Annotated in this window: 20 protein-coding genes and 1 riboswitch; of the genes, 7 read left to right on the forward strand and 13 right to left on the reverse strand. The window is 41.3% G+C overall.

Annotated elements, in window-relative coordinates:
• Positions 1–58: 58 nt before the first annotated feature.
• The 4 genes from clpP to M1F65_RS04515 all read right to left on the reverse strand — a co-directional run bounded on the left by clpP (position 59) and on the right by M1F65_RS04515 (position 2,583).
• Entirely contained in the window at positions 59–649 is a 591-nt protein-coding gene (clpP, locus tag M1F65_RS04500; RefSeq protein WP_000613467.1) for an ATP-dependent Clp protease proteolytic subunit ClpP, read from the reverse strand.
• A gap of 172 nt (positions 650–821) precedes the next feature.
• Positions 822–1,451 (reverse strand): uracil phosphoribosyltransferase, encoded by a 630-nt coding sequence (gene upp / locus M1F65_RS04505; protein WP_000515974.1) that lies wholly within the window; start codon positions 1,449–1,451, stop codon positions 822–824.
• 88 nt (positions 1,452–1,539) lie between these two features.
• The gene (locus M1F65_RS04510; RefSeq protein ID WP_000136990.1) at positions 1,540–2,007 is read right to left on the reverse strand and encodes a deoxycytidylate deaminase; all 468 of its coding nucleotides are present in this window, start codon (positions 2,005–2,007) and stop codon (positions 1,540–1,542) included.
• Between the two features lie 18 nt (positions 2,008–2,025).
• Positions 2,026–2,583, reverse strand: coding sequence for a TetR/AcrR family transcriptional regulator (locus M1F65_RS04515; protein ID WP_247925549.1), 558 nt, complete (start codon positions 2,581–2,583; stop codon positions 2,026–2,028).
• Positions 2,584–2,707: 124 nt separating this feature from the next.
• Here M1F65_RS04515 and M1F65_RS04520 point away from each other — a divergent pair, with 124 nt between their 5' ends.
• From M1F65_RS04520 to M1F65_RS04535, 4 genes are read left to right on the forward strand one after another with little or no spacing between them, the layout of a single operon-like run.
• Positions 2,708–3,553 carry a DegV family protein gene (locus tag M1F65_RS04520; protein ID WP_000219947.1) on the forward strand — a complete coding sequence of 282 codons (846 nt, stop codon included), beginning with the start codon at positions 2,708–2,710 and terminating at the stop codon, positions 3,551–3,553.
• Between the two features lie 57 nt (positions 3,554–3,610).
• Positions 3,611–4,792 (forward strand): aminoacetone oxidase, encoded by a 1,182-nt coding sequence (gene aao, locus M1F65_RS04525; RefSeq protein WP_345772942.1) that lies wholly within the window; start codon positions 3,611–3,613, stop codon positions 4,790–4,792.
• 13 nt (positions 4,793–4,805) lie between these two features.
• Positions 4,806–5,327, forward strand: a complete 522-nt coding sequence (locus M1F65_RS04530) for a DUF1697 domain-containing protein (RefSeq protein WP_008278230.1) — start codon at positions 4,806–4,808, stop codon at positions 5,325–5,327.
• 9 nt (positions 5,328–5,336) lie between these two features.
• Complete coding sequence (locus tag M1F65_RS04535) at positions 5,337–5,792, forward strand: 8-oxo-dGTP diphosphatase (protein WP_247925551.1); 456 nt, start codon at positions 5,337–5,339, stop codon at positions 5,790–5,792.
• A gap of 19 nt (positions 5,793–5,811) precedes the next feature.
• Here the strand turns inward: M1F65_RS04535 and M1F65_RS04540 are convergent, their stop codons facing one another.
• On the reverse strand, positions 5,812–6,561 hold the full coding sequence (locus M1F65_RS04540; protein WP_247925552.1) for a MerR family transcriptional regulator: 750 nt from the start codon (positions 6,559–6,561) through the stop codon (positions 5,812–5,814).
• A 356-nt stretch (positions 6,562–6,917) separates the two neighbouring features.
• Here M1F65_RS04540 and M1F65_RS04545 point away from each other — a divergent pair, with 356 nt between their 5' ends.
• The gene (locus M1F65_RS04545) at positions 6,918–8,258 is read left to right on the forward strand and encodes a sodium-dependent transporter (RefSeq protein ID WP_247925553.1); all 1,341 of its coding nucleotides are present in this window, start codon (positions 6,918–6,920) and stop codon (positions 8,256–8,258) included.
• Positions 8,259–8,298: 40 nt separating this feature from the next.
• On the opposite strand, the gene manA is transcribed toward M1F65_RS04545, so the two are convergent.
• The 3 genes from manA to M1F65_RS04560 form a co-directional block, all read right to left on the reverse strand.
• A complete protein-coding gene (manA, locus tag M1F65_RS04550; protein WP_049516551.1) occupies positions 8,299–9,243 on the reverse strand; it encodes a mannose-6-phosphate isomerase, class I in 945 nt (314 codons plus the stop codon).
• 120 nt (positions 9,244–9,363) lie between these two features.
• Positions 9,364–10,803, reverse strand: a complete 1,440-nt coding sequence (locus M1F65_RS04555; protein WP_000136868.1) for a 6-phospho-beta-glucosidase — start codon at positions 10,801–10,803, stop codon at positions 9,364–9,366.
• Between the two features lie 208 nt (positions 10,804–11,011).
• Entirely contained in the window at positions 11,012–11,272 is a 261-nt protein-coding gene (locus M1F65_RS04560) for a SemiSWEET family transporter (protein WP_001291472.1), read from the reverse strand.
• Between the two features lie 326 nt (positions 11,273–11,598).
• Here M1F65_RS04560 and M1F65_RS04565 point away from each other — a divergent pair, with 326 nt between their 5' ends.
• Positions 11,599–11,943 carry a lipopolysaccharide assembly protein LapA domain-containing protein gene (locus tag M1F65_RS04565; RefSeq protein ID WP_000913393.1) on the forward strand — a complete coding sequence of 115 codons (345 nt, stop codon included), beginning with the start codon at positions 11,599–11,601 and terminating at the stop codon, positions 11,941–11,943.
• A gap of 165 nt (positions 11,944–12,108) precedes the next feature.
• Here the strand turns inward: M1F65_RS04565 and M1F65_RS04570 are convergent, their stop codons facing one another.
• The 5 genes from M1F65_RS04570 to M1F65_RS04590 all read right to left on the reverse strand — a co-directional run bounded on the left by M1F65_RS04570 (position 12,109) and on the right by M1F65_RS04590 (position 17,570).
• Complete coding sequence (locus M1F65_RS04570) at positions 12,109–12,456, reverse strand: VOC family protein (protein ID WP_217970625.1); 348 nt, start codon at positions 12,454–12,456, stop codon at positions 12,109–12,111.
• A gap of 110 nt (positions 12,457–12,566) precedes the next feature.
• Positions 12,567–14,342: a pyruvate oxidase gene (gene spxB, locus M1F65_RS04575; protein ID WP_007520383.1), complete on the reverse strand. Its 1,776-nt coding sequence runs from the start codon at positions 14,340–14,342 to the stop codon at positions 12,567–12,569.
• A 218-nt stretch (positions 14,343–14,560) separates the two neighbouring features.
• Positions 14,561–16,783 carry a heavy metal translocating P-type ATPase gene (locus M1F65_RS04580; RefSeq protein WP_247925554.1) on the reverse strand — a complete coding sequence of 741 codons (2,223 nt, stop codon included), beginning with the start codon at positions 16,781–16,783 and terminating at the stop codon, positions 14,561–14,563.
• 9 nt (positions 16,784–16,792) lie between these two features.
• Entirely contained in the window at positions 16,793–17,164 is a 372-nt protein-coding gene (locus M1F65_RS04585; protein WP_000933322.1) for a cupredoxin domain-containing protein, read from the reverse strand.
• A 10-nt stretch (positions 17,165–17,174) separates the two neighbouring features.
• Entirely contained in the window at positions 17,175–17,570 is a 396-nt protein-coding gene (locus tag M1F65_RS04590) for a CopY/TcrY family copper transport repressor (protein WP_247925555.1), read from the reverse strand.
• A gap of 183 nt (positions 17,571–17,753) precedes the next feature.
• Positions 17,754–17,852, forward strand: a riboswitch (TPP riboswitch).
• An 84-nt stretch (positions 17,853–17,936) separates the two neighbouring features.
• Between M1F65_RS04590 and thiD the strand changes: the two genes are divergently transcribed.
• Positions 17,937–18,728, forward strand: coding sequence for a bifunctional hydroxymethylpyrimidine kinase/phosphomethylpyrimidine kinase (thiD, locus tag M1F65_RS04595; protein ID WP_247925556.1), 792 nt, complete (start codon positions 17,937–17,939; stop codon positions 18,726–18,728).
• Position 18,729 lies beyond the last annotated feature (1 nt).

Consider the following 18,729-nt stretch of genomic DNA (forward strand, 5'->3'; position numbering starts at 1 on the left):
AATCTTCCCCTATTATACCAAAAAAAGCAAACTCCGTCGAGTTTGCTTTCTAGGTTGCTTAGCTTAAAGAATTGTTGGCCATAATTTCATCAATAAAGCCATATTCAAGTGTTTCTTGGGCACTCATCCAGTAATCACGTTCCGCATCTGCATGAATTTGCTCGACTGATTTACCAGAGTTATCTGCAAGGATTTGCTCCAATGTCTTACGAGTTTTGAGCAAGTGCTCTGCAGCGATTGCCATATCGGTTTGTTGGGTACCACCACCTGTTCCACCCATTGGTTGGTGAATCATGTACTCTGCATTTGGAAGCATGAAACGTTTGCCTTTTGCGCCACTTGATGCAATGACAGTCCCCATGGATGCAGCCATCCCCATAACGATTGTTTGGACATCAGCCTTGATAAAGTTCATAGTATCAACGATTGCCAAACCAGCTGAAACAGATCCTCCAGGTGTATTGACATAAAGGTAAATATCTTTTGTGCTGTCTTGGGCATCCAAGAAGAGCAACTGGGCGATAACGGAGTTGGCCATGTTGTCTTCAACTGGACCTGTTAGCATGATGATGCGGTCTTTCAGAAGACGAGAGTAAATGTCATAGGAACGTTCTCCACGGCTTGTTTGTTCAATAACTACAGGAATCATTCATTTCTCCTTTTATGTTGAATTTTCTTAGTCTTACGACTCAATACAGAACTATTATATCTTTTTGGTCAAAAAAGGTCAAATTTTTGCTCTATTCTCTAAACAGAAACAAAAACTCAACCTCCTTTCAAGTCAAAAACGAACTTCTAGTTTCACTATTTACTTTGGGATTTTATTTAGTACCGAACAAGCGGTCTCCAGCATCTCCAAGACCTGGAACGATATAACCATGTTCGTTCAATCGTTCATCCAAGGCTGCTGTAAAGATTTCTACATCTGGGTGTGCTTCTTGAAGGGCTTTCACTCCTTCTGGAGCAGATACTAGGCAGACAAACTTGATATTTGAAGCGCCACGTTTTTTAAGCGAATCTACTGCCAAGATTGCTGAGCCACCTGTTGCCAACATTGGATCAACGACAAAGATTTGACGTTGGTCAATATCCTCAGGCAATTTCACCAAGTATTCAACTGGTTGAAGGGTTTCTTCATCACGGTACATACCGATGTGACCAACTTTAGCTGCTGGAACCAAGCTCAAGAGGCCATCTACCATCCCGATACCTGCACGCAAGATTGGGACAATCGCCAATTTTTTCCCAGCCAATTGTTTTTGAACGGTCTTTGTGATAGGTGTTTCGATTTCCACGTCTTCAAGTGGAAGATCACGAAGTACTTCATATCCCATCAACATCGCAATCTCATCTACTAGTTCACGAAAAGCTTTTGTAGAAGTATCTGTACGTCGCAAGATTGACAATTTGTGTTGAATGAGTGGATGATTAATGACTTCAATTTTTCCCATTTTCTGAGTTCCTTCTTTCAATTTATTCTTCTTATTATATCAAAAAACGGTTTAAAAAGCTTTCTAAACCATTTATTTTTATTAATTTTTAAATCAAATCTGCCTCTTGAAGAGCTGTCTGAACAGTCTCTAATGGTAAATGGGTCAACTCGGTGCCTTTTTCATGATAAAGGTACTGGGCATAGTCATCCATTCGGTACTGGTTGATATAAACCACGCGCTTACAACCAACTTGTAGCAGTTGTTTGGTGCAGTTCAGACAAGGGAAATGGGTCACATAGGCTGTAAATCCTCTGGGAACCCCTCGCTCAGCCCCTTGGAGAATAGCATTAACCTCGGCGTGAAGGGTTCGAACACAGTGACCTTCAATGACCAGACATTCGTGGTCAATACAGTGCTCCGTTCCTGATACGGAACCATTATAGCCTGTTGAAATGACCTTATTGTCCTTAACTAGGACTGCTCCCACCTTGGCACGTTTACAGGTCGAACGATTAGCAATCAGTAAAGCCTGGGCTGCAAAGTACTCATCCCAAGCCAGTCTTTTTTCTGTCATAAGTCTTCTCCTTATCCCCTATTTTTTGAAAAATGGCAAGCGTAAATCGGCAATCTTTTCAGCTGGAACCTTCATGCCATCCTTGATCCATTTGAGCAGAACCGATACGATGGCAGAGCTCCAAAAGGAATGAAGGTAGCTGCTAACGCCTTTTGACTTTCCGTGGTATTTTTCTAGAAATTCCTGCATAGCTTGGACGAAAATCTTTTCCAAGTGATAGTCCAGAGCAAGTTGGATAACCTTGGCTTCTTTCTTGGCTGCTCGAAAAAGGTGAACCCATACTAGATAAAGATCGGTTTTGACATCGTAGTGGCTCAACTGTTCCATAATGTTATGGACACTGCGTTTAAAAACACTTTCCAAAATCTCTTCTTTGGAGTCATAATTACGATAGAAGGCAGCACGAGAGACGCCCGCCCGTTTGACCAGCTCCGAAATGCTGATCTTGGCCAAGTCTTTTTTCTCTAGAAGCTGCAAAAGAGCCGTCTCGATTGCTTCTCTAGTTAAAAAATTGGATTCTTGATTTGATTTTCTGAGATTTTCAAGAGATTTTTCAGATACTTTACGTTCAGACATAACAATTTCTTTCTACTTGTGACAACAGAGAGGTGGTACTTTTGTTTCAAGGGCTTTCATGATATAATTGTAAAAAAAGACAGAACCTTTGTCAATGTATAAGTGACAAAGATGGAGAATTTCTATGACTTGGAAGATTGTAGCTGACTCTGGTTGTGATTATCGTCAACTGGCAACTCCTGCTATTGATACGGAATTTGTTAGTGTTCCTTTAACCATTCAAGTAGCTGATCAGGTCTTTATCGATGATGCCAATCTTGACATTGACCACATGATGGAAACCATGTATGCGACTTCTGAGGCTTCAAAATCAGCTTGTCCTAGCCCTGATGATTACTTGCGTGCATTTGAAGGTGCTAAGCATATCTTTGTCGTTACTATCACTGGTACTCTTTCAGGTAGCCATAATAGTGCACAGCTCGCTAAGAATATCTATCTGGAAGAACACCCTGACACTCAGATTCATGTAATTGATACATTGTCTGCAGGTGGTGAAGTTGACTTGATTGTCGAGAAAATCAATAGTTTGATTGATCAAGGACTTTCTTATGAGGAAATTGTTGAAGCTATTACAGCCTACCAAGAAAAAACGAAGTTGCTTTTTGTACTCGCTAAGGTCGATAACTTGGTCAAAAATGGTCGTTTGAGTAAGCTTATCGGTACAGTTGTTGGCCTTCTCAACATTCGTATGGTTGGGGAAGCAAGTGAAACTGGAACCCTAGAACTACTCCAAAAAGCGCGTGGGCCAAAAAAATCCCTTCAAGCAGCCTATGAAGAACTCATCAAGGCTGGTTATGCTGGTGGCCGTATCGTCATGGCTCATCGCAGCAATGAAAAATTCTGTCAGCAATTGTCAGAACGCTTGCTAGAAACCTTCCCGCAAGCGGATATCAAAATCATCCCGACGTCTGGTCTCTGCAGTTTCTATGCAGAAGATGGCGGTTTGTTGATGGGATATGAAATTAACTAAGATTATGAGCAACAAGAGATGCCAAGCATCTCTTATTTTTTGTGGTACAATAGAGCTATGAAACATTTTGATACTATTGTTATCGGTGGTGGACCTGCAGGCATGATGGCTACCATTTCCAGTAGCTTTTATGGTCAGAAAACTCTACTCATTGAAAAAAATCGCAAACTTGGCAAAAAATTAGCTGGAACGGGCGGTGGTCGTTGTAATGTGACCAACAATGGAACTTTAGATGACCTAATGGCTGGCATCCCGGGAAATGGGCGTTTTCTTTACAGTGTCTTCTCTCAGTTTGATAACCACGATATCATCAATTTTTTTACAGAAAATGGTGTTAAACTCAAGGTTGAGGACCACGGACGCGTCTTTCCTGCTAGTGACAAGTCTCGGACCATTATCGAGGCGCTAGAAAAGAAAATCACTGAACTCGGTGGTCAAGTTGCTACTCAAACGGAGATTGTTTCGGTTAAAAAGATAGACGACCAGTTTGTCCTCAAGTCCGCAGACCAAACCTTCACTTGTGAAAAACTCATTGTCACAACTGGCGGAAAATCCTATCCTTCTACTGGTTCGACTGGTTTTGGTCATGAGATTGCCCGTCATTTTAAACATACCATTACTGAGCTTGAAGCCGCTGAAAGTCCTTTATTGACAGATTTCCCCCATAAGGCCTTGCAGGGGATTTCACTGGACGATGTGACCCTAAGCTACGGCAAGCATGTCATCACTCATGATTTGCTTTTTACCCACTTTGGTTTGTCAGGTCCTGCTGCCCTACGTATGTCTAGCTTTGTCAAGGGCGGAGAGGTTCTCTCACTCGATGTTTTGCCTCAACTTTCTGAGAAGGACTTGATTACATTTCTAGAAGAAAATCGGGAAAAATCCTTGAAAAATGCTTTAAAAACTTTGCTTCCAGAACGCTTGGCAGAATTGCTTGTTCAAGAATATCCTGACAAAGTTAAACGGCTAACTGAAAAGGAACGCGAACAACTTCTCCAGTCCATCAAGGCTCTCAAAATCCCTGTGACCGGAAAAATGTCCCTTGCCAAATCCTTTGTCACCAAGGGGGGCATCAGTCTCAAGGAAATCAATCCCAAAACCCTCGAAAGCAAGCTCGTTCCTGGACTCCACTTTGCTGGTGAGATACTGGATATCAATGCCCACACGGGTGGCTTTAACATCACTTCTGCCCTCTGCACCGGCTGGGTAGCAGGCTCAAATCCAATAAATACCAAATAAGAAAGGAAGTCCTTTGGAACATATTATTTTACTAAGAGGTGTTACTCCTAATGGAAAGAATGCTATCCCGAAAATGTCTTATTTGGTAGATATTCTGACAGAAGCTGGTTTTCAACACGTTCGAACCTATATTCAAAGTGGGAATATCATTCTTGAAAGTGACTTAGATTTAGAAGAAATACGAGAACGCGTTCATACTCTGATAAAGGAAAAAATTGGGGCCGACTTAAAAATGGTTATCAAGAATAAGAACGATTTTGAAAAGATTGTTCATGAGAATCCATTTAGAGAAGACTATCTTTACGATCGTATACATGTGATTTTTTATCAGGGATTTATCCAAAGTCTGCCACTAGAAAAATTGAAAGCTGACTACGGTGAAGAAGAAATTTGTGTAGGTGATCACTGTCTCTACCTCTATCTCCCTAGAACTGCAAAACAAAAAAAGCTCAATACCAACTATCTTGAAAAATTGTTTGGCGTGGTTCTGACCATGCGAAAGTTAAACGTAGTAGAAAAGTTACTAACAAAATAGGAGAACAAGATGAACAGAAGAGAAACAGTCGAATTTGTCAATATGTGTATGATTAAAAACGGAGACAAGGTTCTGGTTCAAGATCGAGTTAATCCTGACTGGCCTGGCATTACTCTTCCTGGTGGTCATGTTGAACGTGGCGAATCCTTTGTCGATGCTGTCATTCGTGAAGTGAAAGAAGAAACTGGTCTGACCATTTCCAAACCACAACTCTGTGGTATCAAAAACTGGTACGATGACAAGGATTATCGTTATGTCGTCCTTTTTTACAAAACAAAACACTTTTCAGGTGAACTCCAGTCTTCAGACGAAGGGAAGGTATGGTGGGAAGATTTTGACAATCTATCTCATCTAAAACTTGCTACTGATGATATGTCTGATATGCTTCGTGTTTTTTTAGAAGAGGATCTCAGTGAATTCTTTTACTATAAAGACGGTGACGACTGGCTTTATGATTTGAAGTAAAAAATAGGCTAGGAAATTCCTAGCCTATTTTTTTTGCATTTGTCTGAACGTAAGCAGCAATGACATCTGATGTGTACTGGGCTGTTCCAGGTCCAAATTTGTCAATATTTTCCTTGAACTCTGGGTTGTAGATGTAACCTTTACCGATATGACCAAATACCTCAATAGAGCAGTCAAATCCATAAGTACGAATAGCTTGCAAGAGTTTGGCTGCTTCTTCTTGGTTTTCGACCGCTGTTGCAGCTAGCCCATTTTTAAGGTTTTGTGCCAAGGCTTGAAAAACTTGGTTGAAGGCGGCTGTAGCCTCATCTTCTCTACCACTTTGGCGTTCAAGCGCTTGGCTCATGACTTCCTGTCCATACTTCTCTACCGCTTCTTGGTGGTATTTTTGATTGTCTTGATAGCTAAATCCAGTGAATTTTTCCTCAATCGTCATTTTTCTTTCTCCTTTTTGTTCTTGAATAGTTTTTTGCAAGGTGGAAATCAAGGTATCCAAGTGTTGCCTTTCTCGAGTCAAATAGTCCAACTGTCTGGTCAAATGGGGCAATAAATCTGTCCTTTCTTCCTTTAACAGCTCTGCTATTTTTTCTAAAGAAAAGCCTAGATATTTGTAGTACAGAATGACCTGAAGTCGTTCCAAATCCTCCTGACTATAGGTTCGATAGCCGTTTTCCGACTTTAAGGGAACCAAGAGCCCTATCTTATCGTAGTGATGCAGGGTCTTAACAGAGACACCTGAAAGCTGCGCAGCTTCTTTTATATGGTACATGATTTCCTCCTTATACTCAATGAAAATCAAAGAGCAAACTAGGAAGCTAGCCGCAAGCTGTACTTGAGTACGGTAAGGCGACGCTGACGTGGTTTGAATTTGATTTTCGAAGAGTATTACATTGATAGTATAACCCCTCCCCTTAGGTCAGAGTCAAGTGTTTTTACGAAAAATTTTAACTTTTTGATAAAGGTGTGAAAACTTGAAAATGGTTTTCTTGACAGACCTTAGAAAACATGATAGGATAGTCAAGTCTATCAATCAAACAGAAGGCTCATAAAGAGCTATTGAGAGAGGGCTATTTGACAACTCAAGTAGCCTTTTCTTATTTTAAAAACGAGATTGGAGTTTCAACTATGTCAGAAAAATCGCAATGGGGCTCGAAACTAGGCTTTATTCTAGCATCTGCTGGCTCAGCCATCGGACTTGGAGCCGTTTGGAAGTTTCCCTACATGACTGCTGCTAATGGCGGTGGAGGCTTTTTACTGGTCTTTCTCATCTCCACTATTTTAATCGGTTTCCCGCTCCTGCTGGCTGAGTTTGCCCTTGGCCGTAGCGCTGGCGTTTCCGCTATCAAAACCTTTGGAAAACTAGGCAAGAATAACAAGTACAACTTTATCGGTTGGATTGGTGCCTTTGCCCTCTTTATCCTCCTCTCCTTTTACAGTGTCATCGGAGGATGGATTCTAGTCTATCTGGGTATTGAGTTTGGGAAATTGTTCCAACTTGGTGGAACGGGTGATTATGCTCAGTTATTTACTTCAATCATTTCAAATCCAGCCATTGCCCTTGGCGCACAAGCTGCCTTTATCTTGTTGAATATCTTTATTGTATCACGTGGGGTTCAAAAAGGGATCGAAAGAGCTTCGAAAGTCATGATGCCGCTACTCTTTATCATCTTTGTCGTGATTATTGGGCGCTCTCTCAGCTTGCCAAATGCCATGGAAGGGGTTCTCTACTTTCTCAAACCAGACTTTTCAAAACTAACTAGCGCTGGTCTCCTCTATGCTCTGGGTCAATCTTTCTTTGCTCTCTCACTAGGGGTGACAGCCATGCTGACATATGCATCCTACTTGGACAAGAAAACCAATCTGGTCCAGTCAGGGATTTCCATCGTAGCTATGAACATCTCGGTATCCATCATGGCGGGACTTGCCATTTTCCCAGCCATGTCAGCCTTCAATATCCAGTCTGAAGGGGGACCAAGCCTGCTCTTTATCGTCTTGCCTCAACTCTTTGACAAGATGCCTTTTGGAACCATTTTCTACATCCTCTTCCTCTTGCTCTTCCTCTTTGCGACGGTCACTTCCTCTGTCGTGATGCTGGAAATCAATGTGGGCAATATCACCAACCAGGACAATCGCAAGCGTGCCAAGTGGAGTGCCATTTTAGGAATCTTGACCTTTGTCTTTGGAATTCCTTCAGCCCTTTCTTACGGTGTTATGGCGGATGTTCACATTTTGGGGAAGACTTTCTTTGATGCTATGGACTTCTTGGTTTCCAATCTCCTCATGCCATTTGGAGCTCTCTGCCTGTCACTCTTTACAGGCTATATCTTTAAAAATGCTCTTGCTAAGGAGGAACTCCATCTTGATGAAACAGCATGGAAACAGGGACTGTTCCAAGTCTGGCTCTTCCTTCTTCGTTTCATCATTCCAATCATCATCATCGTGGTCTTCATCGCCCAATTTATGTAATCAAAAAGGACTTGAGTAGTAAACTCAGGCCCTTTCTTTTTTATGGATGGCTAACAATCAATTCCAGACCTTGCCCTTCCAATGTCCAAGCTTCAACATCACTTGGTAGGATAAAGTGGCTACCTTTTTGGATTGGATAATTTTTCCCGTCAACAGTTAGTTGACCTTGACCAGCCAAGACACTGAATAAGCTGTAGTCAGCTGTCTTTTCGAAGTCAACTTTTCCAGTAATTTCCCACTTGTAAACTGCAAAGAAATCATTGGATACAAGGAGAGTGGAACGTAAATCATCTGCTTTGATAGTTACAGGACGGCTATTGGCAGGCTCGCCAATATTCAAGACATCGATAGATTTTTCAAGGTGAAGTTCACGCAAGTTGCCATTATCATCCTTACGGTCAAAGTCATAGACACGGTAAGTGGTATCGCTAGATTGCTGAGTTTCAAGAATCAAAATTCCTGCTCCGATAGCGTGCATGGTGCCACTTGGTACATAGAAGAAATCTCCAGCCTTTACAGGAACTTTTGTCAACAAGGCATCCCAGTTCTTGTCCTCGATTTGCTGGCGGAGTTCTTCTTTTGACTTGGCATTGTGACCATAGATAATTTCTGAACCTTCATCCGCTGCGATAATGTACCAGCATTCTGTTTTTCCAAGTTCACCTTCATGCTCTAGTCCATAGGCATCGTCTGGGTGAACTTGGACACTGAGCCAGTCGTTGGCATCCAGAATCTTAGTCAAAAGTGGAAATACAGGCTCAGGACGATTGCCAAACAATTCACGATGTTCCGCATACAAAGTAGCGAGGTCTGTTCCCTGGTAGCGTCCATTGGCAACTTTAGAGACTCCATTTGGATGGGCTGAGATGGCCCAATATTCTCCGATTTTTTCACTTGGGATGTCGTAACCAAACTCATCACGTAGCTTGGTTCCACCCCAGATTTTTTCTTGCATAACTGATTGTAAAAATAATGGTTCTGACATGTCGATCTCCTGTCTGATTTTTCTCCCCTCATTATAGCAAAAAGCTCCATCTAATTGAACTCTTTTTCACATATTATAAAGTAGGGAGAAGATTTTATAAAAATAGTGAACAAATGTGCTCTACTCAATGCTTGCACCATTGCTGGCAATGACATCCTTGTACCAGTAGAAGGATTTCTTCTTGCTACGTTTGAGGCTTCCATGACCAGCATTATCTCGATCTACATAGATAAAGCCATAGCGCTTGTTCATTTCGCCTGTTCCAGCTGAAACCAGATCGATACAGCCCCAAGTCGTATAACCAAGCAAGTCAACGCCATCTTGGTAAATGGCATCTCGCATGGCCTTGATATGAGCCTCTAAGTAAGCAATCCGATAGTCATCTGCTACATGACCATTCTCATCCGGTGTATCCATAGCACCTAGACCGTTTTCCACGATGAACATTGGCTTTTGGTAACGATCCCAGATAGCATTGAGGGTGATACGAAGACCAAGTGGGTCAATCTGCCATCCCCATTCTGAGGATTCAAGATAAGGATTTTTGAGAGAGGCAAAGATATTTCCAGCAGTTAATTCTTTAACTTCTGGATCACCTGAGGCTACTAGACTTGCATAGTAAGAGAAGGAAACAAAGTCAACAGTATTGTCCTTCAACAACTCTAAATCTTCTGCAGTCATTTGAATCTCGATTCGCTCACGCTCCCACTGCTTCTTGGCGTAGTTTGGGTATTCCCCACGCGCTTGAACATCAATGAAGAAGTAACTCTTGCGGTCTTCCTCCATGGCTGCCCAGTAGTCTCTTGGATGGGCTGTGTTAGGATAGTATTGCCCTGCAGCCAACATACATCCCACCTTATTTTCTGGGTCAATTTCGTGGGCAATCTTTGTCGCAAGAGCTGAAGCTACCAACTCATAGTGTGCAGCCTGATATTTAACCAGTTCTTGATTTTCTCCTTCTTCAAAACAGAGCCCAGCTCCCATAAAGGGGGCATGGAGAATCATGTTGATTTCGTTGAAGGTAAGCCAATATTTGACCAAACCCTTATAGCGGGTAAAGAGTGTGCGACAAAGTTTTTCATAGAAGTCTAACATCCGACGATTGCGCCAACCACCGTACTCTGTAATCAAGTGCATAGGACAGTCGAAATGAGTGATAGTCACCAGAGGTTGGATACCATACTTGTGGCACTCCTTAAATAAATCCTCATAAAAGGCTAGACCAGCTTCATTTGGCACTGTTTCGTCGCCCTTAGGAAAAATCCGAGTCCAAGCAATGGATAGACGATAAGTCTTAAAGCCCATTTCCGCAAAAAGGGCAATATCTTCCTTGTAATGATGGTACATATCAATAGCTTGCTTGGCTGGGTAAAAATAGCCCTCCTCAAACGAAAACATCTTTTTCTGACCTGTGATAATGGCTTCACGATCTGGACCGATGGGGACGACATCCACATTCGCCAATCCACGACCTTCTAAATTATAAGCACCCTCACACTGGTTGGCAGCTGTCGCTCCGCCCCACAAGAAACCATCCGGAAAAGTCAGTTTTTCGGTCATAACTCTACTCACTTTCTTATTTGCTTGTTCATTTACTTATATTATAACTTATTCTGTAAACCTTTTCTTATAAAATACTGTGACATACTGATACTATTCTACTATTTAAGTTTATCAGATTGTTTTTTAAAAAATTATCCTCTAGAAAAAGTAAATAGCCTCCCCTGAAACAAAAAAGAAGACTGAAAACTAGTCTCCTCTGTTCCTTTTAAATCAAAGCTGTAATAACCGTCACTAGGCCAAAAATAATACCTGGTGCATTAGCTGCTGCAAGGGGGATATCTCTTTCTTTTTTGAAAAGACCGTAGTAAACCCAGAGACTACAGTTGATGGCAGCAACCAAGGGCTGGATGAAATTTCCTTTTTGACCAGCCAGATTGTTCATGATTTGTGGGAAGTAAGACACATACATCATAACAGACATAAAGGTCGCTACCCAACCTAAAATTTTCATTTGTTTTTCAGACATTTTCAAAACCTCTTTCATTTTTACTGAATCTTATTTTAAAATATTCTTTCAAAACAATCAAGTCTTTAAAACTTTTGTTATAAAGATATAAACTATCACAATCTTGTGATAAGAAAGAGGGAACAGAAAAAAGACCGAATTGCTCCGTTCTGTTTACTCAATCAAATATTAGAAAATGAATACTCCTTTTCAATGAATCGATTGATTGATGGTAAATAAGCCGTTAGAAATTATTGACAGTATCGAAATTTTCTAGTAAAATGAATTTTGTTAATACCTAAATGGTGTGTAGTTTTCTATCAACATAGTCAGGAGAAAAGGAACTTATGCTAAAAAAATTTAATGAATTGTCACTGAAAGATAAGGCTTATCTAATTGGCGGTTTGAGCTTATTAGTCATTGTGATCTCATTTGGTCTACTCAATCGTCAAACAGTAACTGTCAGTCTTGTCTTTACACAACTATCTGCTCCCTTGATTTTGGTGATTTTTACTTGTCTAGTAATCGGGATCATTGCTGGTAGTGCTATTGGTATTAGCTATCACCATAACAAGACTCAAGATCTGAGAAGCCGCATTGCTGAAGCAGAAGCGACTATCAATATAAAAGACAGGGAGCTTGTCCAGTACGAGGAACAGGTGCAACAATTAAAACAGGAAGCCAAACAATAAGTGTAGAAATCATAACCACCCGTGAAAACGGGTGGTTTTTTGTCTCGCACCTAACGGAGCGAGACGGACTGAAAGTCGCATAAATACAAAAAAGATCGAATTGCTCCGATCTTTTTAAGTTTCACTCCAAGAATGTTTAGATAAAAAATTTGATAATAGAATTACCTATTTCATACGATAAAAATCAAGCACTAAACCAGCTGGACCTTTTACAAGCAAGGACTCTGTTCCCCAATCCGTTTCACAAGGACCGTGTAAAATCTCGACACCAAGCTCTTTCAATCGTCGATAGTTCTGGTCTACATCCTCAACCTCAATGTGAAGAATGATTCCTGACTGAAAGTTTTCCAAAGGAACCAAATGACTTTGTGACAACATGAGACAATGACTGCCAATAGTAAACTGAGCAAAACTGTCATCAACATAATCGGACTTTTTATCCAAAATACGCTCCAAGTCAGCACAGACTTGAGGAACTTCTGAAACGATGATATCTAATTGATTTAAATTCATTTACTATCCTCCATAAAAAGACCGGATTACTCCGATCTTTTCAAGTTCCGCTCTATGAAAATCAAAGAATAAAATCTTCAATGTTTACTTTTGATTTTCGATGAGAGAAATTATTTGATTGCGCGTGATTGCAATCCTTCTTCTTCCAAGAAGAGGCGGAATGGTACGAGTTCTTCTGCTTCGTATTTTTCCTTGAAGGCTTTGATTGCTTCTTCTGAGTGTTGTTTTGGATCCAATTCAAGTACTTCTACTGGAAGTGGACGATGTTGAGAGATGCGAGCATCGATCACAACAGTTTTACCTTCTTTGTTCAATTTAACAGCTTCTGCAACAACTGCATCGATATCTTCGATACGGTCAACTGTAAATCCTACAGCACCTTGCGCTTCAGCGATTTTCGCATAGTCAGCATTAGGGAAGTCACAACCAAACAAGTGTTTGTTTGTGTCTTCGTATTTGTCCTTGATGAAGGCATATTTACCATTTGAGAAGACAACGTTGATAACTGGAAGGTCGTATTGAACGTTTGTGATAACGTCTGGGTAGCACATGTTGAATGCACCGTCACCCATGATGTTCCATACTTGGCGATCTGGATTGTCTTTCTTAGCAGCGATACCACCAGGAAGGGCAATACCCATTGTCGCAAAGAGTGGAGATGTACGCCACATGTTCTTAGGTGTCATGTGAAGGTGACGAGTAGATGTTTGAGTAGTGTCACCTACGTCGATTGAGTAGATAGCGTCTTGATCAGCATGTTTGTTGATTGCATTGTAAACTTGGTACAATTGCAATTCACCCTCAGTTTTACCTTCGAGTTTGTTCATGTAATCACGCCAGTTTTGGTTGTTCTTCACGTTTGCACGCCACCATGGAGTAGATTCTACTGGGTTTACTTTGTCAAGGATTGCTTTCGCTGCTTGACCTGCATCACCAAGGATAGAAGCGTCAAGGGCATGACGTTTACCAAGTTTGTAAGGGTCGATATCGACTTGGATGAATTTTTCAGTGTTCTTGAAGGCTTCGTAAACTTCAGCAAATGGGAAGTTTGAACCAAGGAAAAGAACGGTGTCTGCTTCAAAGACCACTTCGTTGGCTGGTTTCCAACCAACACGGTAAGCAGAGCCTGTCAAACCTTCATAGTTCCATTCAAAAGCTTCAAAGTTTTTACCAGTTGTGATGATTGGTGCTTTGATTTTACGTGACAATTCAGTAATCACTTCACCAGCTTTGACACCACCGTAACCAGCATAGATAACTGGACGTTCAGCATTGTTTAAGATTTCAACAGCTTTGTCGATTTCAACTTCGTTCAAGGCAGGAGCGATGAATGAACGCTCGTAAGAACCTGATCCATAGTATGAGTTTTCGTCGATTTCTTGGAAACCGAAGTTTACTGGGATTTCAACAACAGCTGGACCTTTTTTAGAAACTGCAGCACGACAAGCTTCGTCGATTACTTTTGGCAATTGCTCAGCGTAAGCGACACGTTTGTTGTAGACAGCGATACCGTTGTACATTGGGTTTTGGTTCAATTCTTGGAAGGCATCCATGTTCAATTCATTAACAGGACGTGATCCAAGGATAGCAAGGAATGGAGTGTTATCCATAGCTGCATCGTAAACACCGTTAATCAAGTGAGTCGCACCTGGACCACCTGAACCAACTGCAACCCCGATTGAGCCGCCGAATTTAGCTTGCATAACCGCTGCAAGAGCACCTGTTTCTTCGTGGCGAACTTGCAAGAAGCGGATATCTTTGTCTTCAGCCAAAGCGTCCATCAATGAGCTGAGTGTTCCTGATGGGATACCGTAGATTGTGTCTACGCCCCATGTTTTCAATACGTTGAGCATTGCTGCAGATGCAGTAATTTTCCCTTGAGTCATAATGATAACTCTCCTTCAAATATTTTTAAAACTTGATAAATCCGTTTTCATATACTAATTGGAAACGTTTCAGCAAATTTTTACTCTACTACTTTACCACATTTGTTTTTGGTCTCCTAAGAATGTGCTCAGAAGTTTTTATTCTCTATTACAGTACAGATTGGAAGCGTTTTTAAAATCTGTGTTAGAATAGCAAAAAAGCGGTTAAGACCGCCTTTTTAATCGACTTTAGTAAAATTAAGCATGAGAGAGCTGATCAGAACAGAGACTGAACTAAAGGCCATGGCCAATCCTGCAAGTTCTGGATTGAGCACCAAACCAAGACTTGAAAAGACTCCTGCTGCAATCGGAATACCAATGAGGTTATAGATAGAAGCCCAGAAAAGATTGAGTAGAATACGATTAAAGGTCTTCTTACTCATATCAAAAGCACGTGCCAATCCTAGTAAATTGTTGGTTGTAAGGACAAGATCTGCTGATTCAATGGCAATATCTGTCCCAGAGCCCATGGCAATTCCGACATCCGCTACACTGAGGGCCGGCGCATCATTGATACCATCTCCAACAAAGGCCAATTTCCCATTCTTTTGAAGCTTGTGAATTTCATGTGCCTTTTCCTCTGGCAAGACATTTGCGATTACTTCTTCGATACCAATTTGCTCTGCAATCGCATGGGCTACTCCAGCATTATCTCCAGTAAGCATGACCGTTCTAAGACCACGTTTTTTCAATTTAGCAATAGCTTCTTTGGCATTTTCCTTAGGGACATCCTGCAAGGCAATTAAGCCTCTTAACTGAGCATCCACGGATAGGAAGACAACTGTTTTTGCTTCTTTCTCAAGCAAATCAAATCGTTCTTGATAATCATGTGGAATAGCAAGGTCAGCTAAGAGCTTAGCATTCCCCAGCAAGACTTGCTTACCATTAATAATCCCAGTCACACCTTTTCCATGCAAGGCTTGGAAGTTTTCCACTGGGTGAAGGCTAATTCCTAGTTCAGATGCACGATTAACAATAGCTTGAGCTAGCGGGTGTTGAGATACATCTTCCAGTGAAGCAGCCAAACTTAGCACTTCTCCTTCATCTCCGATAACATCTGTCACTACTGGCTTCCCTTCGGTCAAGGTTCCTGTCTTATCAAAAACAACCGTTTGAACTTTTTGGATTTCCTGTAGAACTGTACCATTTTTGAGAAGAATCCCCATCTTGGCACTTCGTCCTGTTCCAACCATGAGTGCTGTTGGTGTCGCAAGTCCAAGAGCACAAGGGCAGGCAATAATCAAGACTGCAACACCATAGAGAAGCGACGTTACAAAACTTTCACCAAGAAAAACAAACCAGATCCAAAAAGTAAGGAGTCCTAAAATGACAACTGCTGGTACGAAAATTCCAGAAATCTTGTCTGTCAAATCTTGAATAGGAGCACGACTGGTTTGAGCTTTCTTCACAAAGTCTACAATCTGAGCCAACATGGTTTCAGAACCTACTTTTTCAGCTCTAAAAATGATCGTACCACTATTATTGATGGTTGAACCAATGACAGCATCTCCAACTGATTTATCGACTGGAATACTTTCCCCAGTTACCATTGATTCATCAATACTAGTTTCTCCTTCTATTACAGTCCCATCAACGGCAATTTTTTCACCTGGTCGAACGCGAATGAGATCCCCAACTTTGACTTGTTCTAGAGGTATTTGAACATAAACATCATCACGCAAAACCTCTGCTGTTTTTGCTTGTAGGTCTAATAATTTTTCGACTGCCTGCGAAGTATTTTTTCGCATTTTTTCCTCAAAAACTGCTCCCAAAAGAATGAAGAAGAGGATAAATGCAGCACTTTCAAAGTAAACGGGCAGACCAGTGAAGAGGGCAACTAAGCTATAGAAATAGGCCACTAGGGTTCCCAGAGCAACCAAGGTATCCATGTTGGAATTGTGCTTTTTAAAACTAGCCCAGGCGCTTCTGATATATGGAACTCCAGCTACCAGCATAATGGGGGTTGTGGCTAAAAAGGTGCCCCAACGCATGACTTGGTGACTAATTCCTCCTGTAGACATCCCAATCATAAGAATCACAAGAGGCACAGTAAAGACACTAGTAATCCAAAAACGTTGTAAAAGTGATAGAGATTTTCGAGTCTTCTCAACTACGGTATAACTCCCCTTTTGCATCTTCATGCCACATGAAAATTCATGCTCACCCAATTCTTGAGGAGTAAAGCGAATGACTTTCTCCTCATCTACGCCGATTGGTTCTAGGATCCCTTCTTCTTCGAAGAGAACTTCTTTATAACAGTTTGATGGTGTCACACGATGAAAGGTAATCTCAGCAGGAATCCCTTTTTGCAGTTGAATGTGGGCTGGATGGTAGCCTTTGTCTGCCGTGATACGGATTTTTTGAACACCATTTTCAAGGCTTGCTTTTACAATTTCAGTCATAATATTCTCCTATTCTACAATCATCTTACCGTGCATCATATTCATGCCACAAGAGAAACCATACTCACCTGCTTCTTCAGGTGTGATTTCAACCACATATTGGTCTCCCATAGGCAGATCTGCATGCACTCCAAAGTCTGGAAAAACGATTTGATCCAAGCAAGGTGAAGGATCTTTTCGATCAAAAATAATGCGAGCAGGTTGCGATTTTTTGAGGATAATGGTTTCTGGAGTATATCCTCCCATGACCTCCACTCGAATTTCTTGATAGCCATTCTTTTGCTGAGCTCTCTTAGCATCTTCTTGCGGCTTTTTGAAAAACCAAAAGAGGATAAAAGCAATCATTCCTAAAACAACAATAGATACAAATAGATTTAACATGACATCTCCTTTACATACAATTACATTTTACTTCTGTTACAGCGCTAGCTTTTTTCTCAGAAATCACAGCTTCCAAGTCTTCCAAGTCAGCCTGAGTAAAATCACATTCCACAATCAAATCAGCCAACAAGTTCTTAATCCTACGAGAACAAACCTTGTCCTTGATATCTTGGACAAGTAAATCCCGACTTTGGTCCAAAGTTAAAAGGGCTGAATAGACAAAGGACTTGCCCTCTTTTTTCCTAGTCAAACACTCTTTCTCAACCAGACGAGCCAAAAGAGTCTGAATGGTCGACTTGGACCAGTCGAACCGCTCCGCCAGAACCCTGATCAAATCCGTACTGGTCTGCTCTCCTTGCATCCAAATAATCTTCATGACCTGCCATTCTGCATCTGAAATCTGCATAATCACACCTCCTAAATCTACATTTGTCGATTACAGTTATTAGTATACTCCGGAAATCTACATTTGTCAACTATAATTTTTATTATTTTTTCGAAAAATAGAATTCTAATCATGTAACGAGAGATTTGCAGTCAAATTTTACTATATAAACTATAAAAATATGCTATACTGAAGAAAAAAGAAAACAACCACTAGGGGTGCGTAAAGCTGAGATTAACAACTGTTAGATCCCTTTGACTCAATCTAGGTAATGCTAGCTGATGGAAGTGGAAATGATAGTGAGGACTACCCAGTCTTCTATTTCCTTCCTAAAACAGACTAGCTTGTTCTTAAGAATACAAACTTCAGTTGGTTGGGAGGTTTTAGATGACTTATTTACCCGTTGCTCTAACCATTGCTGGGACAGACCCCAGTGGCGGTGCTGGCATTATGGCTGATTTAAAGTCATTCCAAGCTAGAGATGTCTATGGAATGGCCGTTGTGACCAGCCTTGTCGCTCAAAATACCAGAGGTGTTCAGCTAATTGAGCACGTCTCCAACCAAATGCTGGAAGCTCAACTGGAAAGTGTCTTTTCGGATATCAAGCCTCAGGCTATAAAAACTGGGATGTTGGCAACTACTGAAATCATGGAGATCATCCAACCCTATCTTAAAAAACTGGACTGCCCCTACGTGCTTGACCCTGTTATGGTCGCAACAAGCGGTGATACCCTGATAGATACCAGTGCGAGAAGCTACCTAAAAACAAACCTGCTTCCCCTTGCAACCATTATCACCCCCAATCTTCCTGAGGCAGAAGAGATTGTTGGTTTTTCAATCCATGATCCAGAAGACATGCAGCGTGCTGGTCGCCTGATTTTAAAAGAATTTGGTCCTCAGTCTGTAGTTATCAAAGGTGGTCATCTTGAAGGTGGTGCCAAGGATTTCCTCTTTACCAAAGAGGAACAATTTGTCTGGGAAAGCCCACGAATTCAAACCTGTCACACCCATGGTACTGGATGTACCTTTGCTGCAGTGATTACGGCTGAACTAGCCAAGGGCAGAAGTCTTTACCAGGCTGTTGATAAGGCCAAGGCCTTTATCACAAAAGCCATCCAAGACGCTCCTCAACTCGGTTATGGTTCTGGTCCAGTCAACCATACAAGCTTTAAAGATTAAA

Origin of the sequence: Streptococcus oralis (assembly GCF_023109195.1) — a bacterium.
In the GTDB taxonomy this organism is placed as follows: domain Bacteria; phylum Bacillota; class Bacilli; order Lactobacillales; family Streptococcaceae; genus Streptococcus; species Streptococcus oralis_BV.